We start from the raw sequence: 21,141 nt of genomic DNA on the forward strand, positions 1-21,141 counted from the left end.
GCAGTTGCCTAAGTGAGTAAGCACCATGAGCATTTCCCTTCGCGACCAGTTGCTCAAAGCAGGCCTGGTCAATCAGAAGCAGGCCAAGCAGGTCGGCAAAGACAAGCAGAAGCAGCAGCGCCTGGTTCACAAAGGCCAGGCCCAGGCCGATGACACCCAGCAGCGCCTGGCCCTGGAAGCGCAGGCCGAGAAGGTCAAGCGCGACCAGGAGCTCAACCGCCAGCAGCAGGAAAAGGTCGAGGCCAAGGCCCGTGCCGCGCAGGTCAAGCAATTGATCGAGACCTCGCGCCTGCCCAAGTTGACCACCGAGGACTACTACAACTTCGTGGACGACAAGAAGGTCAAGCGCCTGTCGGTCAACACCTTGATGCGCAACAAGCTGAGCAATGGCTCGTTGGCGATTGTCCATCACGGTGGCGGTTACGAAGTGATTCCACGGGAGGCCGCGCTGAAAATCCAGGAGCGCGCACCTGAGCGTATCGTCCAGATGAACATCCTCACCGAGACCCAGGTGCCGGATGAGGATGATCCGTACGCCGCCTATCAGATCCCTGACGACCTGATGTGGTAAGGCGTTAAAAACAACAAACCCCGCTCAAAAGGCGGGGTTTGTGTTTATAGGCACTGCGGCTGCGTGGGCCGGGTGGCTAGGGGATTTCAGCGCTTCAGGCGCTTGATGCCTGGCGTCTCATTTCGAGGGTTTCGAGCTCGTTTTTATAGTTATGGGCGTCGCACTCGTTGTGAAACATACCGACCAGCAGGTCTTGTTGATGCACATCCCAGATATGAATCCCGTGGGCCAGGGCCTCGTGGGACATATGGGCATCGTCGCGTTCCGTTACTTTTACTGTCATCTGCTTGCTCCAGTCTCTGGTTGATCTGCGGCAAGGCGTCGCAGGCCTTTGTTATATATTTTGTTAGCTTGCTAAGTAAACTGACTTTGCACGCAACAATTCATTGCAGCAAACGCAACAATGCTCCAGGCCACGTAAACCGCGACATTGCGTCGCAGGGCCTGGGGTTTTATGACAAAAGCTTCATGTTCGAGTCAGGCTTTGTCCGGGTGCCAGGCCTTCCACCGCTATCCCAGGCGAGCCAGCTCCCACCTTGGAATGCACCACCTGTGGGAGCTGGCTTGCCTGCGATAACGCCAGTCGCCTCACTCCAAACGCCAGGCGAAAAAAAGCCCCGCATTTAGCGAGGCTCTTTTAAACACTCAACGATCAGCTGCCTTTCACAGCCTTGCCGTTGACCGTGCCGTCCAACAGCATGATGTTGTATTCCTTGCCGTCGGTTTCGACTTGTTGCAGGCGAACCAGCAGGTAATCCCAATCCTTGGCAAACCACATCACAGTAATGCGCTTGCTTTGCGTCGGGTCGCGCACGCGCTCAACCTTGATGGCGTCGATCTTGCCGGCCTTGGTCTCGACTTTCTCGGCACCCAGCACGCGGAAGTCATAGGTGTCGACCTCGCCGTCATCCACCACCTGGTAGCTCATGGTTTTCTTGCCGGCGGCCACGTCATGCTGCAGGGCCAACTGGTAAGTGGATTTGTCGACCATGCCACGGTTCAGCGGGATCTTCACCGCATCACCGCGATCGGTGCCGGTGACCATCTTGGCGGTCCAATCGAAGTCCAGGTCGGCTTTCTTGGCTTTACCCAGCCCACCCCGTTCAAAGTGGTAGGACTGTGGCAGCAAAGTATCCTTGTCCAGGGTCAAGGTGCTGGTTTCGGTCAGGCTGGCGATCATCATCGAGGCCTTGAAGCTGAGCTTCCAGGTACCGTCGGCGTTTTTTTCCAGGCTGCGTTCCGCAGTGCCGCTCATGGGCAACTGCTTCCAGTCGGCGGTATAGCTGGCGGAGAAAGGCTGAAGGTCTGCCGCGTGCACGGCAGGCAGGGCAAACAGAGCAAAAGCGAAGAGCAGGGCGCGACGCATAAAATCTCCTAGGTACGAATCAAGTGGCCGCTGGCCGCAAGTAACTGGCCATCCAACAATGCACCCTGTTCACCGAGAACCAAGCGGCCTTCGGCAAACCAGCGAACCGCCAGCGGGTAAATCCTGTGTTCCTGGGTGTGAACCCGTTGCGCAAGGCTCTGCGCTGAGTCCGCAGACTCTACCGGAACTACTGCCTGTACGACCAGAGGCCCGCCATCGAGTTCCTCGGTGACAAAGTGCACGCTGCAGCCGTGCTCCGTATCGCCGGCCTCAAGGGCCCGTTGGTGAGTGTGTAACCCTTTGTATTTAGGCAGCAGGGAAGGGTGGATATTCAGCAGGCGCCCCTGGTAATGGCGCACGAAATCAGCGCTGAGAATGCGCATGAAACCGGCGAGGACCACGAGCTTGGGGTTGAAGGCGTCGATCAATTCGATCAAGGCTGCATCGAAGGCCTCGCGACCGTCGAACGCCTTGTGATCCAGGGCGCGGGTGTCGATACCCGCGTCCTGGGCGCGTTGCAGGCCGTAGGCGTCGCTGCGGTTGGAAATCACCGCAGCGATGCGCACCGGGCTGTCGCCGGCGCGCGTGCTGTCGATCAGGGCCTGCAAGTTACTGCCGGTGCCGGAGAGCAGCACCACGACATCACAGGTTGCTGGCATCAGTGAGCCTTGAGGTTCTTCAGTTCAACCTGGGCAGCACCTTCGGCAGCCGTGGCGATCTGACCGATCACCCATGGCTGCTCGCCGGCTTCACGCAGAACGTTCAGCGCGGTTTCCACGTGCTCTTGAGCCACGCAGATGACCATGCCCACGCCGCAGTTCAGCACGCGGTGCATTTCGGTCTCGTTGACGTTGCCTTTCTCTTGCAGCCAGTCGAAGACCGCCGGGCGCTGCCAGCTGGCCACGTCGACGATGGCCTGGGCGCCTTTTGGCAGTACGCGCGGGATGTTGTCCAGCAGGCCGCCACCGGTGATGTGGGCCATGGCCTTGACCGCGCCGGTGTCCTTGATCAGCTTGAGCAATGGCTTGACGTAGATGCGGGTCGGGGCCATCAGCAGGTCGGTCAGAGGCTTGCCGTCGAGCTGGGTGTTCTCGATGTCGGCGCCGGACACTTCGATGATCTTGCGGATCAACGAGTAGCCGTTGGAGTGCGGGCCGGACGATGGCAGGGCCAGCAGGGCGTCACCGGCCGCCACCTTGGAGCCGTCGATGATCTCGGCTTTTTCCACGACACCGACGCAGAAGCCGGCCAGGTCGTAGTCTTCGCCTTCGTACATGCCTGGCATTTCAGCGGTTTCGCCGCCGACCAGGGAGCAACCCGACAGTTCGCAGCCAGCGCCGATACCGGTGACCACTTGTGCAGCGGTCTCCACGTTGAGCTTGCCGGTGGCGTAGTAGTCGAGGAAGAACAACGGCTCGGCGCCGCATACCACCAGGTCGTTGACGCACATGGCCACCAGGTCGATGCCGATGGTGTCGTGCTTGTTCAGGTTCAGGGCCAGGCGCAGCTTGGTGCCCACGCCGTCGGTGCCGGAGACCAGCACTGGCTGCTTGTAGCCGGCCGGGATCTCGCAGAGGGCGCCGAAACCGCCCAGGCCGCCCATGACTTCGGGGCGCGCAGTGCGCTTGGCGACGCTCTTGATGCGTTCGACCAATGCTTCACCGGCGTCGATGTCTACACCGGCGTCCTTGTAGCTCAGGGAGGGTTGCTTGCTCATGATCCAGGCCTTTAGGGGGGATTCAGGGGTAACGACCGATGCGGTGGGCACAGAAGCTGAACACTTCAGGACGCCCAGCCGTTGACGGTCTGCGAAGGCGCGCGATTTTATCAGGCTTGAGGGGCAGCGGCCATCCTCGGGCCGACGGGCAGGGGCATATGGTGCTAAAAAAACCTTAATAGGCGCCGCGATCGTCTGTATTAAGGTATAGCCTTTAACCCGCTATCGTTATGACAGTACGAAAACTTACCGGGGCCTTGTGAATGTTTTGCCGGTCGCTGTGGTCACAGCCTTGCTTAACCTTCTTCACGCGGCCTGTTCCAGCCGCTTTTTTGTCGTTCGGGAATCTTTTTTCATGGGTCTGAGTAGATACTTTTTTGTTGGCTGTTTGTCGTTGGTCAGCCTGGCCAGTCATGCCGAAACCGTTAATGGTCTTTATCAAGTGCTGGAGCCGGTCAGCAGCCAGGCGCCGGAGGAGCGCGAACAAGCTACCCAGCGCGCCCTGCAGACCCTGGTAGTCCGCCTCACCGGCGACGCCAAGGCCGCCCAGGGCCCTGGCCTGGCGGCGATCCGCAAGGATCCGCAACAGATCATCAGCCAGTACGGTTACGACGCCGGTCCGCCGGAAAGCCTGCAAGTGGATTTCGATCCGGTCAGCACCGACCGCGCCCTGCGCGATGCCGGCCTGGCGTTGTGGGGCAACAATCGGCCGTCGATCCTTGGCTGGTGGCTGAGCGATTCCACTGAAGGCAGCAGCCTGGTCGGTGATGGCCAGTCGGCTGCCGAGCCGCTGCGCCGTGCGGCGCAGCATCGCGGCCTGCCTTTGCGCCTGCCGCTGGGCGATCTCGATGAGCAGATCGTCGCCACCGCACCCACTCTTGAAAGTGCCGATCCGGCCCCTCTGCGTGCGGCCTCCGAGCGTTATGGCGCCGACGCCTTGCTGGCGGTGCATGCCCGTGAAGATGCGGGCCAATGGCAAGCCAAGTGGCGCCTGTGGCTGGGTGACAAAGCCGAGCAGGGCACGGTGCAGGGCGCCGACCCCGCGGCGTTGGCCGATGCCGTGCTGCTGGCAGTCAGCGAGCGTCTGGCGCCCCGTTTTGCGGTAAAGGCCGGGGTGTCTAGCGAGCAGTTGCTGCAAGTGCAGGGCATGACCCTGGAGCGCTACGCCGCCCTCGGTCATCTGCTGGAGCCGTTTGGTGCGCAGTTGCAGCGGGTGGAGGGTGACCGGATCGTCTATCGGGTCAACGGCAGCAGCGAGCAGTTGCGCAGCCAATTGAGCCTGGCCAAGTTGCAGGAAGTGCCGGCTGGTGAGGCGCTCGCGCCACAACCTGTGCCGTCGCCCGTGACCGAAGGCGCGCAGCCGGTGCCGGTGCCGCAAGCCGAGCCTGAGCCGCAACTGCGTTTCCGTTGGTAAATGTTCTTCCTTATATAGAAGCAAATAACAGATGGAGTGGTTTATGGCGGATACGCGTCGTTGGGTGTGGCTTGGCGGGATTGTCCTGCTGTGCGTCTTTGTATTCTTGCTGCATTCGATCCTGACGCCGTTCCTGGTCGCCTTGCTGCTGGCCTATCTGTTCGATCCTGTGGTGGATCGCCTGGAAAAGGCCGGGCTGTCGCGCACCTGGGGCGTGGTGGCGGTGTTTGCGCTGTTTACCCTGATCGTCATGGCGCTGTTGCTGGTGCTGGTGCCGATGCTGGCCAAGCAACTGTTGCGCCTGTACGAACTGGCGCCGCAAATGCTCGATTGGCTGCAGCACACGGCCATGCCCTGGGTGCAGTCCAAACTCGGCCTGGCCGATGGCTTCTGGAAGTTCGACAAGGTCAAGGCCGCGATCAGCGAGCATATGGGCCAGACCACCGATATCGTCGGGGTGATCCTCAGTCAGGCCACGGCCTCCAGCCTGGCGTTGATCGGCTGGCTGACCAACCTGGTTTTGATCCCGGTGGTGGCGTTCTACCTGCTGCGTGACTGGGACATCATGATGGCCAAGATCCGCAGCCTGCTGCCCCGTGATCGCGAGGAGCGCATCGTGTCCCTGGCCGGGGAGTGCCATGAGGTGCTGGGCGCCTTTGTCCGTGGGCAGTTGCTGGTGATGGTGGCGCTGGGGATTATCTACGCTGGCGGGCTAATGGCGATCGGCCTGGAACTGGGCCTGTTGATCGGCATGATTGCCGGCCTGGCGGCGATTGTGCCGTACATGGGCTTTGTCATCGGGATTGGTGCGGCGCTGGTGGCTGGCCTGTTCCAGTTTGGCGGTGACTTGTACCCGATGCTGGGGATTGTCGCGGTGTTCATGGCCGGCCAGGCCCTGGAAGGCATGGTGCTGACGCCGTTGCTGGTGGGCGATCGCATCGGCCTGCACCCGGTGGCGGTGATCTTTGCGATCCTGGCGGGCGGCGAGCTGTTCGGCTTTACCGGCATCCTCCTGGCGCTGCCGGTAGCGGCGGTGATCATGGTGCTGGTGCGCCATGTGCACGATGTGTACAAGGATTCGGGCGCCTATACGGGCGCCGATGACCCTCAGTTGTAAGACTGATCACAAACCCGGCTCAAGGCCGGGTTTGTTGTCTGTGGGGCTTGGCATTTAGCCATCGCGCCAAACAATCTCCAAAAAATCCAATGAGTTAACGCAAACCTTTGATTTTGCTTGTGGTCTGTTGCATTGTGCGCCCGGCGTCACGGGTATAAACTTTGCAAACTTTTCACAGAGGCCACTAACGGTTCGATTGGGACCGTTCAGTCAGCATGAAACCGATTCAGCTGCCCCTAGGTGTGCGTCTGCGTGACGACGCTACCTTCATCAATTACTACCCAGGCGCCAATGCCGCTGCACTCGGCTATGTCGAGCGGCTCTGCGAAGCCGACGCCGGGTGGACGGAAAGCCTGATCTACCTCTGGGGCAAGGACGGCGTGGGGCGTACCCACCTGTTGCAGGCCGCCTGCCTGCGCTTTGAGCAGATGGGGGAGCCAGCGGTGTATTTGCCGTTGGCCGAACTGCTGGACCGTGGCATCGGCATCCTCGATAACCTCGAGCAATACGAACTGGTGTGCCTGGATGACCTGCAAGCCGTTGCCGGCCGGGCGGACTGGGAAGAAGCGCTGTTCCATCTGTTCAACCGCCTGCGCGACAGCGGCCGGCGCCTGTTGATTGCCGCCTCTACCTCGCCACGGGAATTGCCGGTCAAGCTGGCAGACCTCAAGTCGCGGCTGACCCTGGCGCTGATCTTCCAGATGCGCCCACTGTCCGACGAAGACAAGCTGCGTGCCCTGCAACTGCGCGCTTCGCGTCGTGGCCTGCACCTGACCGATGAAGTCGGGCATTTCATCCTCACCCGTGGCACCCGCAGCATGAGCGCGCTGTTCGACTTGCTCGAACAACTCGACCAGGCCTCGTTGCAGGCCCAGCGCAAGCTCACCATTCCCTTCCTCAAAGAAACCCTCGGCTGGTAGCCAGCCCTTTAAAACCGGGGCCCCTGGCAAATTACAGGCGTCAGAAAACCTGCGTTTGGGCCGCTCTGGCCACGCAAAAGGGTCTAAATGGGGTTCAAGGGCTTAGATGACATGGGTCAAACAAGAAGTCACATAGATCACGATTGAATTTGCAAATCGATGTCATAGAAGGCATAGTCTCGGCTTCTTTACATATCAGCCACGGTCGTGCCCATGCTAAATCGCTTCGCACCCCTCGTGCCTCTCGCACTCGTTACCCTGTTGTTTGGTTGCGCCACCCACCCCCAGCAGGTGGTCGAGCAGCAAAAGCCACAACAACAGCATCAAGCCAAATTCGTCGCAGCACAGTCTTCTTCTGTTTATGAAGAAGAGGTGGCGACCGAAAAAGAACTGGCCCAGTTCGCCGACAGCAAGCCTTATCAACTGCCACTGCTGGCCGACAGTATCCTCGAACGCGGCATGTCCCTGATCGGTACCCGTTACCGTTTCGGTGGTACCTCTGAAGCCGGTTTCGACTGCAGTGGCTTTATCGGCTACCTGTTTCGTGAAGAAGCCGGCATGAACCTGCCGCGCTCCACCCGCGAAATGATCAACGTGGATGCACCGTTGGTCGCACGAAACAACCTCAAGCCCGGCGATCTGCTTTTCTTCAGTACCAACGGCCGTGGTCGCGTCAGTCACGCCGGTATCTACCTGGGCGATGACCAGTTCATCCACTCCAGCAGCCGCCGTAGCGGTGGGGTGCGGGTCGATAAGCTGGGTGACAGCTACTGGAGCAAAACCTTCATCGAAGCCAAGCGCGCGTTGGCGATGGCCCCGACTACCGTTACCGCTCGCAAGTAAAGTTAAAGTGATACTTGAAGTTTGACGCGCAAGCGCTAGAATCCTGAGATATTGTTGCGAACCTGACCGCGCAAGCTTGCTTGCGCGGTCTAGTTTTCAGCGTTCGGCAGCGAAAGCCGCATCCAGATCAGGATTGTTCTGCCCATGTCGACCTCGGCCCGCCTAATTCTTGTTGTTTGCGCCGCACTGCTCAGTGCCTGCGCCAGCCGTCCTCCACCTGCGCCTGTGGCCGTCAAGCCCAAGCCGGTATTCAACTATTCCACCCAGAACTTTTCGCCAGTGGCCGAAGATGTGCTGTTTCGCGCCCTGGGCCTGGTGGGCACGCCTTACCGCTGGGGCGGCAACACCCCGGATTCGGGGTTTGATTGCAGTGGTTTGATTGGTTTTGTCTACCGCGACGCCGCGGGCATCTCGCTGCCGCGCACCACTCGCGAGCTGATTGTGATGCGGGCCCAGGACGTGCGCGAAGATGCGCTGCAGACCGGCGACCTGCTGTTCTTCGCCACGGGCGGCGGCTCGCAGGTCAGCCATGCCGGCATCTACGTGGGTGAAGGGCGTTTCGTGCATGCGCCGCAAACCGGCGGTACGGTGAAGCTTGATACCTTATCCAAGGCCTACTGGCAGAATGCCTATTTGAGCGCCAAGCGCGTGTTGCCGGCGGGGCAATTGGCGCGTAATCCCTAAGCCAAATATAAAACCCAATGTGGGAGCGGGCTTGCCCGCTCCCACAGTTGTTTTGGGGTGCTCGCAAATCATTTATTTGGCTGAAGACACCCGCCACACCTTATTCCCCACATCGTCCGCCACCAGCAACCCGCCTTGCTGGTCGATCACCACGCCCACCGGCCGGCCCATGGCTTTCTCATCACTGTTGAGAAAGCCGGTCAGCACATCCACCGGCGCGCCGTTGGGCTTGCCCCCCGCAAATGGCACAAAGATCACCTTGTACCCGCTGTGCGGCTTGCGATTCCACGAACCGTGCTGGCCGATAAAAGCGCCTTGGGCAAATTGCGCCGGTAGGGTGTTGCCTTCGGCAAAGGTCAGGCCCAGCGACGCGGTGTGGGGGCCGACGGCATAGTCCGGCGCAATGGCCTTGGCCACCAGGTCCGGGTCCTGCGGCGTGACCCGTACATCCACATGCTGGCCGTAATAGCTGAACGGCCAGCCATAAAAGCCGCCATCCTTGACCGAGGTGATGTAGTCCGGCACCAGGTCGCTGCCGATTTCATCGCGCTCGTTGACTGCCGTCCACAGCTTGCCGCTTTGCGGCTCCCAGGCCATGCCATTGGGGTTGCGCAGCCCGGAGGCAAAAATCCGCTGCTTGCCGCTGGCCCGGTCGACTTCCCAGATCGCCGCACGCCCCTGTTCGGCTTCCAGGCCGTTTTCACCGACGTTGCTGTTGGAGCCTACGCTCACATACAACGTGTTGCCGTCCTTGCTGGCCACCACGTTTTTCGTCCAGTGGTGGTTGAGCGGACCGCCCGGCAGGTCGATGACCTTGGTGCCCTGGGCCTTGATCGCGGTTTCTCCCGGTTGATAGGGGAAGCGCAGCAGCTTGTCCGAGTCGGCCACATACAGGTCGTTGCCCACCAGGGTCATGCCAAACGGCGAGTTGAGGTTTTCCAGGAACACCGTGCGGGTTTCCGCCACGCCATCATGGTTGGCATCGCGTAGCAGGGTGATACGGTTCGGGCTGGGTACGCCGGCACCGGCACGGCCCATGACCTTTTCCATGACCCAGCCGCGAATGCCCTTGGAGTCATCCGGCTTGGGCGGCGCATTGGTCTCGGCCACCAGCACGTCGCCATTGGGCAATACATACAGCCAGCGCGGGTGATCCAGGCCTTCGGCGAAGGCGCCAACCTGGGTGCCGGCGGCGGCCTTGGGCTTGGCCCCGGCGGGCCAGCCAATCGCCGGGGCGATGTTGACGGTGGGGATCAGGGTTTTATTCGGTTCCGGCAGCTTGGGCGACGGCCCGGTGCCATCGGATACCTGCAAGGTTGAGCTTTCGCCACAGGCGGCGAGTGCGCCTGCGGCCATGATCAATAGGGCGAGTCGGGTCTTGTGCATGTTTTTCTCCTCAATGCCTGTAGTCATAGAGGTATGGCGCGCGGCGATGGTTCAAGTACGTGGCCGGCTTTAATTGACGCTGTACCCCCAACCCACTAACCTTCGCCGCTTGTTTCAGGTGCTCTGTGGCGTACGCGCCGACCGAGTGAAACAGGGAAGCCGGTGAGTGCGCGCACTTTTCTACAGTGTGGCCACGATCCCGGCGCTGCCCCCGCAACGGTAAATGAGTCAAGACGCTGCTTTTGCCACTGTATCGCCTGCGATATGGGAAGGCGCATCGTCGGCTTGCCCTGGTCAATCGGGCGCCACTCATGAGCCCGGAGACCGGCCTGATTCATCCAACAGCATCACGGTGGGCGATGCTTGGCTTCATTTAAGTTGTCTTTTCCTGCCCGCCGTTTTTGTCCAGCCCCAACGGAGAGCTGCCATGACTGATACCCCTGATCGTGACGAACGCCACCTGGCGCGCATGCTGCGCAAAAAAGCGGTGATTGACGAGCGCATTGCCAATTCACCGAATGAATGCGGTTTGCTGCTGGTGTTGACCGGCAACGGCAAAGGCAAGAGCAGTTCGGCGTTTGGCATGCTGGCCCGGGCCATGGGGCACGGTATGCAATGCGGTGTGGTGCAGTTCATCAAGGGCCGTAACAGCACCGGTGAAGAACTGTTCTTCCGCCGCTTCCCCGAGCAGGTGCGCTTCCATGTGATGGGCGAGGGCTTTACCTGGGAGACCCAGGACCGCCAGCGCGATATCGCCGCCGCCGAAGCGGCCTGGAAGGTCTCCCGGGAAATGTTGCAGGATCCGTCCATCGGCCTGGTGGTGCTGGATGAGCTGAACATCGCGCTCAAGCACGGCTATCTGGACCTGGACCAAGTGTTGAGCGACCTGCAAGCCCGGCCACCGATGCAGCACGTGCTGGTCACTGGCCGCGGGGCCAAACCGGAACTGATTGAAATGGCCGATACCGTCACCGAAATGGGCATGCTCAAGCACGCGTTCCAGGCCGGTATCAAGGCACAGAAAGGCATCGAACTTTGAACCAGCCGCGCCATTGCCCAGCGGTGCTGATCGCCGCGCCGGCGTCAGGCCAGGGCAAGACCACTGTTACCGCCGCGCTGGCCCGTTTGCATCGCAACCTGGGGCGCAAGGTCCGGGTGTTCAAGTGCGGCCCGGACTTTCTCGACCCGATGATCCATGAGCGCGCCAGTGGTGCGCCGGTCTATCAATTGGACATGTGGATGGTCGGCGAGCAGGAAAGCCGTCGCCTGTTGTGGGAAGCCGCGGGGGAGGCGGACCTGATCCTGATCGAGGGCGTGATGGGCCTGTTCGACGGCACACCGTCCAGCGCCGACCTGGCGCGCCACTTTGGCGTGCCGGTGCTGGCAGTGATCGACGGCACCGCCATGGCCCAAACCTTTGGCGCCCTGGCGCTGGGGTTGGCGCGTTACCAGGCGGACCTGCCGTTCGCCGGGGTCCTGGCCAACCGCGTCGGCACCGTGCGCCATGCGCAGTTGCTGGAAGGCAGCCTGACCGAAGGCCTGCGCTGGTACGGCGCGCTGTCCCGGGAAACCGGGATCGAGCTGCCCAGCCGCCACCTGGGCCTGGTGCAGGCCAGCGAGTTGAATGACCTCGATCTGCGCCTGGATGCCGCCGCCGCCGCCCTGGCCAGCAGTTGCGAGGTAGCGCTGCCACCGCCGGTGGAATTCGCTGCGCCGGAGGTGATCGAGGCCCAGCCGTTGCTGGCCGGGGTGCGGATTGCCGTGGCCCGTGACGAAGCCTTTGCCTTCACCTATGGCGCCAGCCTCGACTTACTGCGGGCGATGGGCGCGCAGTTGCACTTCTTCTCGCCGATCCATGACCGCGTGCTGCCCGACGCCGACAGCCTCTATCTGCCCGGTGGCTACCCGGAGTTGCATCATCAGGCGCTGTCGCAAAACACCGCGATGCTGCAGGCGATCCGCTCCCACCACAGCGCCGGCAAACCATTGCTGGCCGAATGCGGCGGCATGCTCTACCTGCTCGACTCCCTGACCGATGTCGAGGGCACGCGTGCCGAACTGCTGGGGCTGCTGCAAGGCGATGCGGTCATGCAGAAACGCCTGGCGGCCCTGGCCCTGCAAACGGTCGAATTGCCGGAAGGCGAATTGCGCGGCCACACCTACCATCATTCCCTGACCAGCACGCCGTGGCAGCCGATTGCCCGTGGCCTGAGCCCCAATGGCGGGCGCGGCGCCGAGGCGGTGTATCGCCAGGGGCGGATGACGGCCTCCTATGTGCACTTTTATTTCCCGTCGAACCCGGTTGCAGTGGCCGCGCTGTTTGCGCCGGATCGGGACGCCGCCAACGCAGGCGATTGCATTGCAACGGTAGGCGCGGGCTTGCCCGCGATAGGGTCATGACCGACAACGCCTTCCCCCAGGCCGAGCGCGACGCCATTTATCGCGCCATTGCCGAACGCCGCGACATGCGCCACTTCAGTGGCGGCACCGTCGCCCCCGAGTTGTTGCACCGCCTGCTGCACGCCGCGCACCAGGCCCCCAGCGTCGGCCTGATGCAGCCCTGGCGCTTTATCCGCATCAGCGACCGCAACCTGCGTGGGCAGATCCAGCAGTTGGTGGAAGCCGAACGCATCCGCACCGCGCAAGCCCTGGGCGAGCGCTCGGACGACTTTATGAGGCTCAAGGTCGAAGGCATCCACGACTGCGCCGAGGTGCTGGTGGCGGCGTTGATGGATGACCGTGAGCGGCATATTTTCGGGCGTCGGACCTTGCCGGAAATGGACCTGGCCTCGCTGTCCTGTGCAATCCAGAATCTATGGCTGGCGTCCCGCGCCGAAGGCCTGGGCATGGGCTGGGTGTCACTGTTCGAACCCCGGGACCTGGCCGATCTGCTAGGCCTGCCACCCGGTGCCAAGCCCCTGGCCGTGCTGTGCCTGGGCCCGGTGACGGAGTTCTATCCGGCACCGATGTTGCAACTCGAAGGCTGGACCGAACCGCGTCCGCTGAGTGACATGCTGTATGAGAATTATTGGGGAGTGAGTCAATGAGTGTGGCCTTGCTGAGTGTCGCTGCAGTGGCGCTGGATGCGCTGCTGGGCGAGCCCAGGCGCTGGCATCCGCTGGTGGCGTTCGGCAATTTTGCCGGGCGCATCGAGCAACGTTTCAACTCCGCGGGGCGTGGCTGGCGCAGCCATGGCGTGAGCGCGTGGTTTATCACGGTGATACCGCTGACCTTGCTGGCCACGGCCTTGTCCTGGGCGCCTTACTTCGGCTGGGTGATCGAGATCCTCGCGTTGTACCTGGCCCTGGGCATGCGCAGCCTGGGCGAGCACGTGTTGCCGGTGGCCCAGGCCCTGCGCAGCGGCGACCTGGACGAAGCACGCACGCGCGTGAGTTACCTGGTCAGCCGCCAGACCAGTGAGCTGGACAGCACCGAAGTGGCCCGCGCAGCCACCGAGTCGGTGCTGGAAAACGGCAGCGACGCGGTGTTTGCCGCGCTGTTCTGGTTTGTCGTGGCCGGCGTGCCCGGCGTGGTGCTGTACCGCCTGAGCAATACCCTGGATGCCATGTGGGGCTATCGCAATGAACGTTTTGAACGTTTTGGCTGGGCGGCGGCGAAGATTGACGACCTGCTGAATTACATCCCTGCGCGGCTGGTCGCATTGACCTACGCCGTGCTCGGCAAGACGCGCCTGGCGCTTACATGCTGGCGCCGCCAGGGGCCGACCTGGGACAGCCCGAATGCCGGGCCGGTGATGGCTGCGGGCGCTGGCGCCCTGGGCGTCGAGTTGGGCGGGGCAGCGATTTATCACGGTGAGTTGCACCAGCGTCCGATCCTCGGCGAAGGGCCGCCGGCCGATGCCGATTCCATCGAGCGTGGCTGGCAGTTGGTGCAGCGCGGCGTGTGGCTGTGGGTGTTGATCCTGTGTGCGGGGGCGCATTTCTATGCTTGAACACGGTGGACGGCTGCGCAAGGCGGCGCTGCAGTACGGCATTGCCCAGGAAGACTGGCTGGACCTGTCCAGTGGCCTCGCGCCCTGGCCCTGGCCCATCCCGCCCATCCCGCTGCGGGCCTGGGCCCGCTTGCCAGAGACCGATGATGGCCTTGAACAAGCAGCCTGTGATTACTACGGCGCGGCCCAGGTATTGCCGGTACCGGGCTCCCAGGCGGCCATCCAGTTGCTGCCGCGCCTGCGCCGGGCGGGCAAGGTCGGCGTGTTGTCGCCGTGCTATGCCGAGCATGCCGAAGCCTGGCGCCGCGCCGGTTACATCGTGCGCGAGGTGCTGGAGCAGGAAGTCGACTTCTTCCTCGACAGCCTCGACGTGTTGGTGGTGGTCAATCCCAACAACCCCACCGGTCTGAGCCTCACGCCCCAGCGCCTGCTGGATTGGCATGCGCGCCTGGCCGAGCGCGGTGGCTGGCTGGTGGTGGATGAGGCCTTTATGGACAACACCCCGCACTTGAGCCTGGCGAGCCAGGCCAATCAAGTCGGGCTGATTGTGTTGCGCTCGTTCGGCAAGTTTTTCGGCCTGGCTGGGGTGCGTCTGGGTTTTGTGCTGGCCGAACGCAAACTGCTCAAGCTGCTGGCCGAACAGGTCGGGCCGTGGGCGGTGAGCGGGCCGGCCCGGGAGTTGGGCCAGGTCTGCCTGCGCGACAGCGCCGGCCATACCTACCAGCGCCAGCGCTGCGAAGACGCCAGCCAGCGCCTGTTCCGCCTGCTGGAGCAGTATGGCCTGCGCCCGCAAGGTGGCTGCGCGCTGTTCCAGTGGCTGATCAGCGATCACGCCGAGCAGTTGCATGAATTCATGGCCCAGCGCGGCATCCTGCTGCGCCTGTTTGTCCACGACAGCAGCCTGCGTTTTGGCCTGCCCGGGACTGATGCCGATTGGCTGCGCCTTGAACAGGCCCTGACTGCCTGGAAGCAAACCTCATGACCACCCTGATGGTGCAAGGCACCACCTCCGACGCGGGCAAAAGCACCCTGGTGACCGCACTGTGCCGTTGGGTCGTGCGCCAGGGCGTGCCGGTGGTGCCCTTCAAGCCGCAGAACATGGCGCTCAACAGCGCGGTGACAGCAGAAGGTGGCGAAATCGGCCGCGCCCAGGCTGTGCAGGCCCAGGCTGCCAACCTGGCGCCGCACACCGATATGAACCCGGTGCTGCTCAAGCCCAATAGCGACACCGGCTCCCAGGTCATCATCCATGGCCGCGCCGTGACCAGCATGAATGCCGTGGCCTATCACGACTACAAGGCCATCGCCATGCAGGCGGTGCTGGCCTCCCACGCGCGTTTGAGTGCGGCCTACCCGGTGGTGATGGTCGAAGGCGCAGGCTCGCCGGCCGAGATCAACCTGCGGGCCAATGACATTGCCAATATGGGCTTCGCCGAAGCGGTGGATTGCCCGGTGTTGCTGATTGCCGATATCAATCGCGGCGGGGTATTCGCCCATCTGGTGGGCACCCTGGAGCTGTTGTCGCCGTCGGAACAGGCGCGGGTCAAGGGCTTTATCATCAACCGCTTTCGCGGCGATATCGCCCTGCTGCAACCGGGCCTCGACTGGCTTGAGGCGCGCACCGGCAAGCCGGTGGTGGGGGTGCTGCCGTATGTGATGGACCTGCACCTGGAAGCCGAGGATGGCATCGACCAGCGCCAGATCGACAAGGCGGCGCAGGTGCTCAAGGTGGTGGTGCCTGTGCTGCCGCGCATCAGCAACCACACCGATTTTGACCCGCTGCGCCTGCATCCCCAGGTGGATTTGCAGTTTGTCGGCCCGGGCCAGGCAATCCCCGCCGCCGACCTGATCATCCTGCCCGGCTCGAAAAGCGTGCGCAGCGACCTGGCCTACCTGCGCGCCAATGGCTGGGACACCGCCATTGCCCGGCACCTGCGTTACGGCGGCAAGGTGCTGGGCATCTGCGGTGGCCTGCAGATGCTGGGCGAGCAGGTTCACGACCCACTGGGTCTGGAAGGGCCTGAGGGCTCCAGTGATGGCCTGGGCCTCCTGGCGTTCAGCACCACCCTGGAAGCCGAGAAACAATTGCGCAATGTGCACGGCCGCCTGGTGCTGGAAGAGGCGTCGGTCAGCGGGTATGAGATCCATGCGGGCGTGACCCGAGGTGCCGCCCTGGCGCAGCCAGCGGTACGCCTGGATGACGGCCGCAGCGACGGTGCCTGCAGCGATGACGGGCAAATCCTCGGCACGTATCTGCATGGCCTGTTCGAAACCCCGGCGGCCTGCAGCGCCGTGTTGCGCTGGGCCGGTTTGCAGGACGTGCAGGAAGTGGATTACCACGGCTTGCGCGAGCGCGATATCGAGCGCTTGGCGGACCTGGTGGAACAGCATCTGGATACCCGATTGCTGCGTCAGCTATGTGGGATTTGAGGGCTTGACCATGTTGCAACTGATCCTCGGCGGCGCCCGCTCTGGTAAAAGCCGCCTGGCGGAAAAACTCGCCAGCGACAGCGCCATGCCTGTCACCTATATCGCCACCAGCCAACCCCTGGACGGTGAGATGAATGCGCGCGTGGCCCTGCATCGCCAGCGCCGTCCCAGCCAGTGGGGGTTGATCGAGGAACCGCTGGAATTGGCGCGGGTTCTGCGTGAAAACGCGGCCCCTGGGCATTGCCTGCTGGTCGATTGCCTGACCCTGTGGCTCACCAACCTGTTGCTGCTGGACGACCCGCAGCGCCTGGGCGTCGAGCGTGAATCCCTGCTGGACTGCCTGGCGTCGCTGCCGGGCGAAATCATTTTTGTCAGCAACGAGACCGGTCTGGGTGTCGTGCCGCTGGGCGAATTGACTCGCCGCTATGTGGATGAAGCCGGATGGCTGCATCAAGCCTTGGCCGAGCGGTGTCAGCGTGTAGTGCTGACCGTTGCCGGCCTGCCCCTGACTTTGAAAGGTACTGCGTTATGAGCCCATCCTGGTGGCTGGACCCGTGCAAGGCGCTGGACGCTGCGGCTTATGAACAAGCCCTGGCCCGCCAGCAACAACTGACCAAGCCCGCCGGGTCCCTGGGGCAACTGGAAGCGTTGGCGGTGCAACTGGCCGGTTTGCAGGGCCGGGTCAAACCGACGGTCGAGCAGGTGTGGATCGCCATCTTTGCCGGCGATCACGGAGTGGTCGCGGAAGGGGTCTCGGCCTATCCCCAGGAAGTCACCGGGCAGATGCTGCATAACTTTGTCAGCGGTGGCGCGGCGATCAGTGTGCTGGCCCGCCAACTGGATGCACAGCTGGAAGTGGTGGATCTGGGCACCGTGAAGCCGTCGCTCGACCTGCCGGGCGTGCGCCACCTGAATATCGCCCCGGGCACGGCCAATTTTGTGCTGGGCGCGGCCATGACCGAGGCCCAGGGCCAGTTGGCCCTGGCGGCGGGGCGTGACAGCGTGCAGCGCGCGATCAACGCCGGTGCGCAGCTGTTTATTGGCGGTGAGATGGGCATCGGCAACACCACTGCCGCCAGTGCGCTGGCCTGTGCCTTGCTCGATTGCCAAGTCAGCGACCTGACCGGTCCCGGCACCGGCCTGAATGCCCAGGGCGTGAGCCATAAAGTGGCGGTGATCGAGCGGGCCCTGGCATTGCATGCCGGGCAGCGGGGCGACCCGTTGCAGACCTTGTTCAATCTCGGTGGCCTGGAGATCGCCGGGTTGGTGGGGGCCTATCTGGCCTGCGCCCAGGCGGGGGTGGTGGTGCTGGTCGACGGGTTTATCTGCAGCGTCGCGGCGCTGGTCGCCACGCGCCTCAACCCGTCGTGCCGGCCATGGCTGTTGTTCGGCCATCGGGGCGCCGAGCCGGGCCATCGCCATGTGTTGCATAGCCTTGAAGCCCAGCCACTGCTGGAACTGGGCCTGCGCCTGGGCGAGGGCAGCGGCGCGGCGCTGGCGGTGCCGCTGTTGCGTCTGGCCTGTGCGTTACACGGGCAGATGGCGACATTTGCAGAAGCGGCCGTGGCGGACCGCCCGGCATGACCTTGCACCTGGACCTGCTACGCCATGGTGAGACCGAACTGGGCGGCGGTTTGCGCGGCAGCCTGGATGATGCCCTGACCGCCAAGGGCTGGGCACAGATGCGCGAGGCGGTGCTGGCGCGCGGGCCGTGGGATCGTCTGGTCAGCTCGCCGCTGCAGCGCTGCGCGCGTTTTGCTGAGGAGTTGGGCGCACGCCTGAACCTGCCGGTGAGCCTGGAACAGGATCTGCAGGAACTGCACTTCGGCGCCTGGGAAGGGCAGAGCGCGGTGCAATTGATGGAAACCGATGCCGAGGCATTGGGGCTTTTCTGGGCTGATCCGTATAGCTTTACGCCGCCGGATGGCGAGCCTGTCGAGGCCTTTTCCCAGCGTGTACGGGACGCTGTCCTACGTCTGCATCAGCTGTATGCCGGCCAACGGGTGCTGCTGATCAGCCATGGTGGCGTCATGCGTTTACTGCTGGCCCAGGCCCGCGGCTTGCCCCGTGAGCAGTTGCTGAATGTCGAGGTGGGCCACGGCGGCCTGTTCAGCCTGCGGGTCGAGGCCGACGGTGTGTTGAGCGAGGGCGCCTGAATGTTGCCATTCTGGATTGCCTTGCAGTTTCTCAGCAGCCTGCCGATTCGCCTGCCGGGCATGCCGCAACCCCAGGAGCTGGGGCGCTCGCTGCTGTTTTATCCGCTGGTGGGGCTGTTGTTCGGGTTGCTGCTGTGGGGCTTGAACATGCTGTTAATGGGCGCGCCCTTGCTGTTGCACGGGGCCTTGCTGCTGACGGCGTGGGTGTTGCTCAGTGGCGGCCTGCACCTGGATGGCCTGGCGGACAGCGCCGACGCCTGGCTGGGTGGCTTTGGCGACCGAGAACGCACCCTGAGCATCATGAAGGACCCGCGCAGCGGCCCGATTGCTGTCGTGACCCTGGGCTTGGTGCTGCTGCTTAAATTCACCGCGCTGGTGGCGCTGATCGAGCAACACAATGGCGCCGCCTTGATCCTCGCCCCATTGATCGGTCGCAGCTCGTTGCTGGCACTGTTTCTCACCACCCGCTATGTGCGTGCCGGGGGCCTGGGCCAGGCGCTGGCTGACCATTTGCCACGGATTGTCGGGCAGCAGGTGCTGATCCTCAGTGGCCTGGCGTGTGTGTTGATCGGCGGTTTCAGCGGCGGGATTGCGGTGTTGCTGGCGGCCATCTGCTTTGTGGGCTTGCGGCAGGTGATGATCAATCGACTGGGCGGCACCACCGGTGACACGGCCGGCGCCTTGCTGGAACTGCTCGAAGTGGCGGTGTTGATCGGCCTGGCTCTGTAACACTTTCTTGCATTTCCTTAATCGCGGGTATATACACGTTCCATGCTTGCCTCCCAATGTTTATGCACCAACCTGCGTCGTGCCGCCCGTGGCGTCAGCAGGCACTACGACGGCGCCCTCGATGGCTTCGGAATCAACGTCGCCCAGTATTCTTTGCTGTGTAACCTGCAGCGTCTGAATCAACCGAGTATTTCCAGTCTGGCCGATGCCATGGGCCTGGACCGCAGCACCCTGGGGCGTAACCTGCGGGTGCTGGAGGGCGAAGGCCTGGTACGGTTGGTCGAAGGCGATGACCTGCGCAACCGTCTGGTGGTGCTCACGGAGCAAGGCAAACAGCGCCTGGCGGCCGCATTGCCGGCCTGGGAAGCGGCGCAGCAGAAACTGATCGATAAATTGGGCGTGCAAAAACGCGAAACCCTGTTGGCCTTGCTGGATGAACTCGCTTAAACGCGGGCTTGTTCGAATACAAGCGGGTATATACCCGTAGCGGAGAATAATAATGACCTCGATGTGGCGTACCAGTGGCTGGATTCTTGTCGGGAGTGCGCTGATCCTGGCCCTTTCCCTGGGCGTGCGGCATGGCTTTGGTTTGTTTCTGGCGCCCATGAGCGCCGAGTTCGGCTGGGGTCGTGAAACCTTTGCCTTTGCTATCGCCTTGCAAAACCTGATCTGGGGCCTGGCGCAGCCGTTTACCGGAGCCCTGGCCGACCGCTTTGGCGCGGCCAAAGTGGTGATGATCGGTGGCGTGCTGTATGCCCTGGGCCTGGTGTTCATGGGCTTGTCCGATTCGGCGTGGTCGCTGTCCTTGAGTGCCGGCTTGTTGATCGGTATCGGCCTGTCCGGCACCTCATTCTCGGTGATCCTCGGCGTGGTCGGACGTGCCGTGGCCCCGGAAAAACGCAGCATGGCCATGGGCATTGCCAGCGCCGCCGGTTCCTTTGGCCAGTTTGCCATGTTGCCGGGCACCCTCGGCCTGATCGGTTGGCTGGGCTGGTCCGCCGCCTTGTTGGTGCTGGGTCTGCTGGTGGCGCTGATCGTGCCGTTGGTGACGATGATCAAGGACCGCCCGCTGCCGGTCATGGCTGGCCAGCAAACCCTGCGCGAGGCTTTGCATGAAGCCTGTTCCCATTCCGGTTTCTGGTTGTTGGCCTTTGGTTTTTTTGTCTGCGGATTCCAAGTGGTGTTTATCGGCGTGCACTTGCCGGCCTACCTGGTGGATCAGCACCTGCCGGCGACCGTCGGCACCACGGTGTTGGCGCTGATCGGCCTGTTCAATATCTTCGGCACCTACACGGCGGGCTGGCTCGGCGGGCGGATGTCCAAACCGCGTTTGCTCACCGCGCTGTACCTGCTGCGGGCGGTGGTGATCGTGTTGTTCCTGTGGGCGCCGGTGACGCAAATGAGTGCCTACCTGTTCGGCATGGCCATGGGCTTTTTATGGCTGTCGACCGTGCCGCTGACCAACGGTACGGTGGCGACCTTATTTGGTGTGAGAAACCTGTCGATGCTGGGTGGGATCGTGTTCCTGTTCCATCAGTTGGGCTCGTTCCTCGGCGGCTGGCTGGGGGGCGTGGTCTATGATCGAACCGGTAACTACGATTTGATCTGGCAGGTGGCGATCGTCTTGAGCCTGGTCGCGGCCGCCCTTAATTGGCCCGTGCGTGAGCGGCCTGTGGCCAGGTTGCAAGCGCAGATGGGGGTAGCATGAACTCGATCGGGTACTGGGTTGGCGCAGCCGGCCTGCTGACGCTATTGCTGCTGGCCTGGTGGGGCTGGCAGCGCAGCGGGCTGGCGTTGATGCAACTGGGTATGTCGATCTGTTAAGTTGTTTGCCTGACTTTGTCCAAGGACACCCG

The 21,141-nt window shown here is 62.8% G+C and carries 23 protein-coding genes and 1 riboswitch; of the genes, 18 read left to right on the forward strand and 5 right to left on the reverse strand.

Annotated elements, in window-relative coordinates:
• Positions 1-25 precede the first annotated feature (25 nt).
• A complete protein-coding gene (locus tag K1X80_RS08495; protein ID WP_057958846.1) occupies positions 26-571 on the forward strand; it encodes a DUF2058 domain-containing protein in 546 nt (181 codons plus the stop codon).
• 94 nt (positions 572-665) lie between these two features.
• Here the strand turns inward: K1X80_RS08495 and K1X80_RS08500 are convergent, their stop codons facing one another.
• From K1X80_RS08500 to purM, 4 genes are all read right to left on the reverse strand, one after another.
• The gene (locus K1X80_RS08500; protein ID WP_057438755.1) at positions 666-854 is read right to left on the reverse strand and encodes a hypothetical protein; all 189 of its coding nucleotides are present in this window, start codon (positions 852-854) and stop codon (positions 666-668) included.
• A gap of 369 nt (positions 855-1,223) precedes the next feature.
• Positions 1,224-1,937, reverse strand: coding sequence for a DUF3108 domain-containing protein (locus K1X80_RS08505; protein WP_057444555.1), 714 nt, complete (start codon positions 1,935-1,937; stop codon positions 1,224-1,226).
• A gap of 8 nt (positions 1,938-1,945) precedes the next feature.
• A complete protein-coding gene (purN, locus tag K1X80_RS08510) occupies positions 1,946-2,596 on the reverse strand; it encodes a phosphoribosylglycinamide formyltransferase (RefSeq protein ID WP_057438756.1) in 651 nt (216 codons plus the stop codon).
• On the reverse strand, positions 2,596-3,654 hold the full coding sequence (gene purM / locus K1X80_RS08515; RefSeq protein ID WP_032857036.1) for a phosphoribosylformylglycinamidine cyclo-ligase: 1,059 nt from the start codon (positions 3,652-3,654) through the stop codon (positions 2,596-2,598). The genes purN and purM overlap by 1 nt, the downstream gene beginning before the upstream one ends.
• 355 nt (positions 3,655-4,009) lie before the next feature.
• On the opposite strand from purM, the gene K1X80_RS08520 reads away from it, so the two are divergent.
• The 5 genes from K1X80_RS08520 to K1X80_RS08540 all read left to right on the forward strand — a co-directional run bounded on the left by K1X80_RS08520 (position 4,010) and on the right by K1X80_RS08540 (position 8,632).
• Positions 4,010-5,068 carry a DUF2066 domain-containing protein gene (locus tag K1X80_RS08520; RefSeq protein ID WP_220172819.1) on the forward strand — a complete coding sequence of 353 codons (1,059 nt, stop codon included), beginning with the start codon at positions 4,010-4,012 and terminating at the stop codon, positions 5,066-5,068.
• 43 nt (positions 5,069-5,111) lie between these two features.
• Entirely contained in the window at positions 5,112-6,185 is a 1,074-nt protein-coding gene (locus K1X80_RS08525; protein WP_057958848.1) for an AI-2E family transporter, read from the forward strand.
• Between the two features lie 215 nt (positions 6,186-6,400).
• On the forward strand, positions 6,401-7,105 hold the full coding sequence (gene hda / locus K1X80_RS08530; RefSeq protein ID WP_032857040.1) for a DnaA regulatory inactivator Hda: 705 nt from the start codon (positions 6,401-6,403) through the stop codon (positions 7,103-7,105).
• A gap of 213 nt (positions 7,106-7,318) precedes the next feature.
• Positions 7,319-7,948, forward strand: coding sequence for a C40 family peptidase (locus K1X80_RS08535; protein WP_057438759.1), 630 nt, complete (start codon positions 7,319-7,321; stop codon positions 7,946-7,948).
• Positions 7,949-8,092: 144 nt separating this feature from the next.
• Positions 8,093-8,632: a C40 family peptidase gene (locus tag K1X80_RS08540; RefSeq protein WP_057444557.1), complete on the forward strand. Its 540-nt coding sequence runs from the start codon at positions 8,093-8,095 to the stop codon at positions 8,630-8,632.
• 72 nt (positions 8,633-8,704) lie between these two features.
• On the opposite strand, the gene K1X80_RS08545 is transcribed toward K1X80_RS08540, so the two are convergent.
• Positions 8,705-10,018 carry a sorbosone dehydrogenase family protein gene (locus tag K1X80_RS08545; RefSeq protein ID WP_186625263.1) on the reverse strand — a complete coding sequence of 438 codons (1,314 nt, stop codon included), beginning with the start codon at positions 10,016-10,018 and terminating at the stop codon, positions 8,705-8,707.
• 99 nt (positions 10,019-10,117) lie between these two features.
• Positions 10,118-10,366: riboswitch (cobalamin riboswitch) on the forward strand.
• A gap of 79 nt (positions 10,367-10,445) precedes the next feature.
• Here K1X80_RS08545 and cobO point away from each other — a divergent pair.
• The 12 genes from cobO to K1X80_RS08605 all read left to right on the forward strand — a co-directional run bounded on the left by cobO (position 10,446) and on the right by K1X80_RS08605 (position 20,993).
• A complete protein-coding gene (gene cobO / locus K1X80_RS08550) occupies positions 10,446-11,057 on the forward strand; it encodes a cob(I)yrinic acid a,c-diamide adenosyltransferase (RefSeq protein ID WP_057438761.1) in 612 nt (203 codons plus the stop codon).
• Positions 11,054-12,418: a cobyrinate a,c-diamide synthase gene (locus K1X80_RS08555; protein ID WP_216312318.1), complete on the forward strand. Its 1,365-nt coding sequence runs from the start codon at positions 11,054-11,056 to the stop codon at positions 12,416-12,418. The genes cobO and K1X80_RS08555 overlap by 4 nt, the downstream gene beginning before the upstream one ends.
• Entirely contained in the window at positions 12,415-13,065 is a 651-nt protein-coding gene (bluB, locus tag K1X80_RS08560) for a 5,6-dimethylbenzimidazole synthase (protein ID WP_057438763.1), read from the forward strand. The genes K1X80_RS08555 and bluB overlap by 4 nt, the downstream gene beginning before the upstream one ends.
• Positions 13,062-13,970, forward strand: a complete 909-nt coding sequence (gene cbiB / locus K1X80_RS08565; protein WP_057438764.1) for an adenosylcobinamide-phosphate synthase CbiB — start codon at positions 13,062-13,064, stop codon at positions 13,968-13,970. The genes bluB and cbiB overlap by 4 nt, the downstream gene beginning before the upstream one ends.
• Positions 13,963-14,952 carry a threonine-phosphate decarboxylase CobD gene (gene cobD / locus K1X80_RS08570; protein WP_057958852.1) on the forward strand — a complete coding sequence of 330 codons (990 nt, stop codon included), beginning with the start codon at positions 13,963-13,965 and terminating at the stop codon, positions 14,950-14,952. The genes cbiB and cobD overlap by 8 nt, the downstream gene beginning before the upstream one ends.
• Positions 14,949-16,400, forward strand: coding sequence for a cobyric acid synthase (locus K1X80_RS08575; RefSeq protein WP_057958853.1), 1,452 nt, complete (start codon positions 14,949-14,951; stop codon positions 16,398-16,400). Before cobD ends, K1X80_RS08575 begins: the two co-directional genes overlap by 4 nt.
• A 10-nt stretch (positions 16,401-16,410) precedes the next feature.
• On the forward strand, positions 16,411-16,932 hold the full coding sequence (cobU, locus tag K1X80_RS08580) for a bifunctional adenosylcobinamide kinase/adenosylcobinamide-phosphate guanylyltransferase (RefSeq protein WP_057958854.1): 522 nt from the start codon (positions 16,411-16,413) through the stop codon (positions 16,930-16,932).
• Positions 16,929-17,984: a nicotinate-nucleotide--dimethylbenzimidazole phosphoribosyltransferase gene (gene cobT, locus K1X80_RS08585; RefSeq protein WP_120732201.1), complete on the forward strand. Its 1,056-nt coding sequence runs from the start codon at positions 16,929-16,931 to the stop codon at positions 17,982-17,984. The genes cobU and cobT overlap by 4 nt, the downstream gene beginning before the upstream one ends.
• Positions 17,981-18,556, forward strand: coding sequence for an alpha-ribazole phosphatase family protein (gene cobC / locus K1X80_RS08590; RefSeq protein ID WP_057958856.1), 576 nt, complete (start codon positions 17,981-17,983; stop codon positions 18,554-18,556). Before cobT ends, cobC begins: the two co-directional genes overlap by 4 nt.
• Positions 18,557-19,285 carry an adenosylcobinamide-GDP ribazoletransferase gene (locus tag K1X80_RS08595; RefSeq protein WP_057958857.1) on the forward strand — a complete coding sequence of 243 codons (729 nt, stop codon included), beginning with the start codon at positions 18,557-18,559 and terminating at the stop codon, positions 19,283-19,285.
• Between the two features lie 42 nt (positions 19,286-19,327).
• Positions 19,328-19,732 (forward strand): MarR family winged helix-turn-helix transcriptional regulator, encoded by a 405-nt coding sequence (locus K1X80_RS08600; RefSeq protein WP_057438770.1) that lies wholly within the window; start codon positions 19,328-19,330, stop codon positions 19,730-19,732.
• Positions 19,733-19,793: 61 nt separating this feature from the next.
• Positions 19,794-20,993, forward strand: coding sequence for an MFS transporter (locus tag K1X80_RS08605; protein WP_162947787.1), 1,200 nt, complete (start codon positions 19,794-19,796; stop codon positions 20,991-20,993).
• Positions 20,994-21,141: the final 148 nt, after the last annotated feature.

This window comes from Pseudomonas sp. So3.2b (assembly GCF_019464415.1).
In the GTDB taxonomy this organism is placed as follows: Bacteria; Pseudomonadota; Gammaproteobacteria; order Pseudomonadales; family Pseudomonadaceae; genus Aquipseudomonas; species Aquipseudomonas shahriarae.

Coding starts and splice junctions, on each gene's coding strand:
- cbiB (WP_057438764.1), top strand. CDS start 13,062: ATGAGTGTGGCCTTGCTGAGTGTCGCTGCAGTGGCGCTGGATGCGCTG.
- K1X80_RS08535 (WP_057438759.1), top strand. CDS start 7,319: ATGCTAAATCGCTTCGCACCCCTCGTGCCTCTCGCACTCGTTACCCTG.
- cobT (WP_120732201.1), top strand. CDS start 16,929: ATGAGCCCATCCTGGTGGCTGGACCCGTGCAAGGCGCTGGACGCTGCG.
- cobC (WP_057958856.1), top strand. CDS start 17,981: ATGACCTTGCACCTGGACCTGCTACGCCATGGTGAGACCGAACTGGGC.
- K1X80_RS08600 (WP_057438770.1), top strand. CDS start 19,328: ATGCTTGCCTCCCAATGTTTATGCACCAACCTGCGTCGTGCCGCCCGT.
- purM (WP_032857036.1), bottom strand. CDS start 3,654: ATGAGCAAGCAACCCTCCCTGAGCTACAAGGACGCCGGTGTAGACATC.
- K1X80_RS08495 (WP_057958846.1), top strand. CDS start 26: ATGAGCATTTCCCTTCGCGACCAGTTGCTCAAAGCAGGCCTGGTCAAT.
- K1X80_RS08545 (WP_186625263.1), bottom strand. CDS start 10,018: ATGCACAAGACCCGACTCGCCCTATTGATCATGGCCGCAGGCGCACTC.
- K1X80_RS08595 (WP_057958857.1), top strand. CDS start 18,557: ATGTTGCCATTCTGGATTGCCTTGCAGTTTCTCAGCAGCCTGCCGATT.
- K1X80_RS08525 (WP_057958848.1), top strand. CDS start 5,112: ATGGCGGATACGCGTCGTTGGGTGTGGCTTGGCGGGATTGTCCTGCTG.
- bluB (WP_057438763.1), top strand. CDS start 12,415: ATGACCGACAACGCCTTCCCCCAGGCCGAGCGCGACGCCATTTATCGC.
- K1X80_RS08500 (WP_057438755.1), bottom strand. CDS start 854: ATGACAGTAAAAGTAACGGAACGCGACGATGCCCATATGTCCCACGAG.
- cobO (WP_057438761.1), top strand. CDS start 10,446: ATGACTGATACCCCTGATCGTGACGAACGCCACCTGGCGCGCATGCTG.
- K1X80_RS08575 (WP_057958853.1), top strand. CDS start 14,949: ATGACCACCCTGATGGTGCAAGGCACCACCTCCGACGCGGGCAAAAGC.
- cobU (WP_057958854.1), top strand. CDS start 16,411: ATGTTGCAACTGATCCTCGGCGGCGCCCGCTCTGGTAAAAGCCGCCTG.
- K1X80_RS08605 (WP_162947787.1), top strand. CDS start 19,794: ATGTGGCGTACCAGTGGCTGGATTCTTGTCGGGAGTGCGCTGATCCTG.
- cobD (WP_057958852.1), top strand. CDS start 13,963: ATGCTTGAACACGGTGGACGGCTGCGCAAGGCGGCGCTGCAGTACGGC.
- purN (WP_057438756.1), bottom strand. CDS start 2,596: ATGCCAGCAACCTGTGATGTCGTGGTGCTGCTCTCCGGCACCGGCAGT.
- K1X80_RS08540 (WP_057444557.1), top strand. CDS start 8,093: ATGTCGACCTCGGCCCGCCTAATTCTTGTTGTTTGCGCCGCACTGCTC.
- hda (WP_032857040.1), top strand. CDS start 6,401: ATGAAACCGATTCAGCTGCCCCTAGGTGTGCGTCTGCGTGACGACGCT.
- K1X80_RS08520 (WP_220172819.1), top strand. CDS start 4,010: ATGGGTCTGAGTAGATACTTTTTTGTTGGCTGTTTGTCGTTGGTCAGC.
- K1X80_RS08505 (WP_057444555.1), bottom strand. CDS start 1,937: ATGCGTCGCGCCCTGCTCTTCGCTTTTGCTCTGTTTGCCCTGCCTGCC.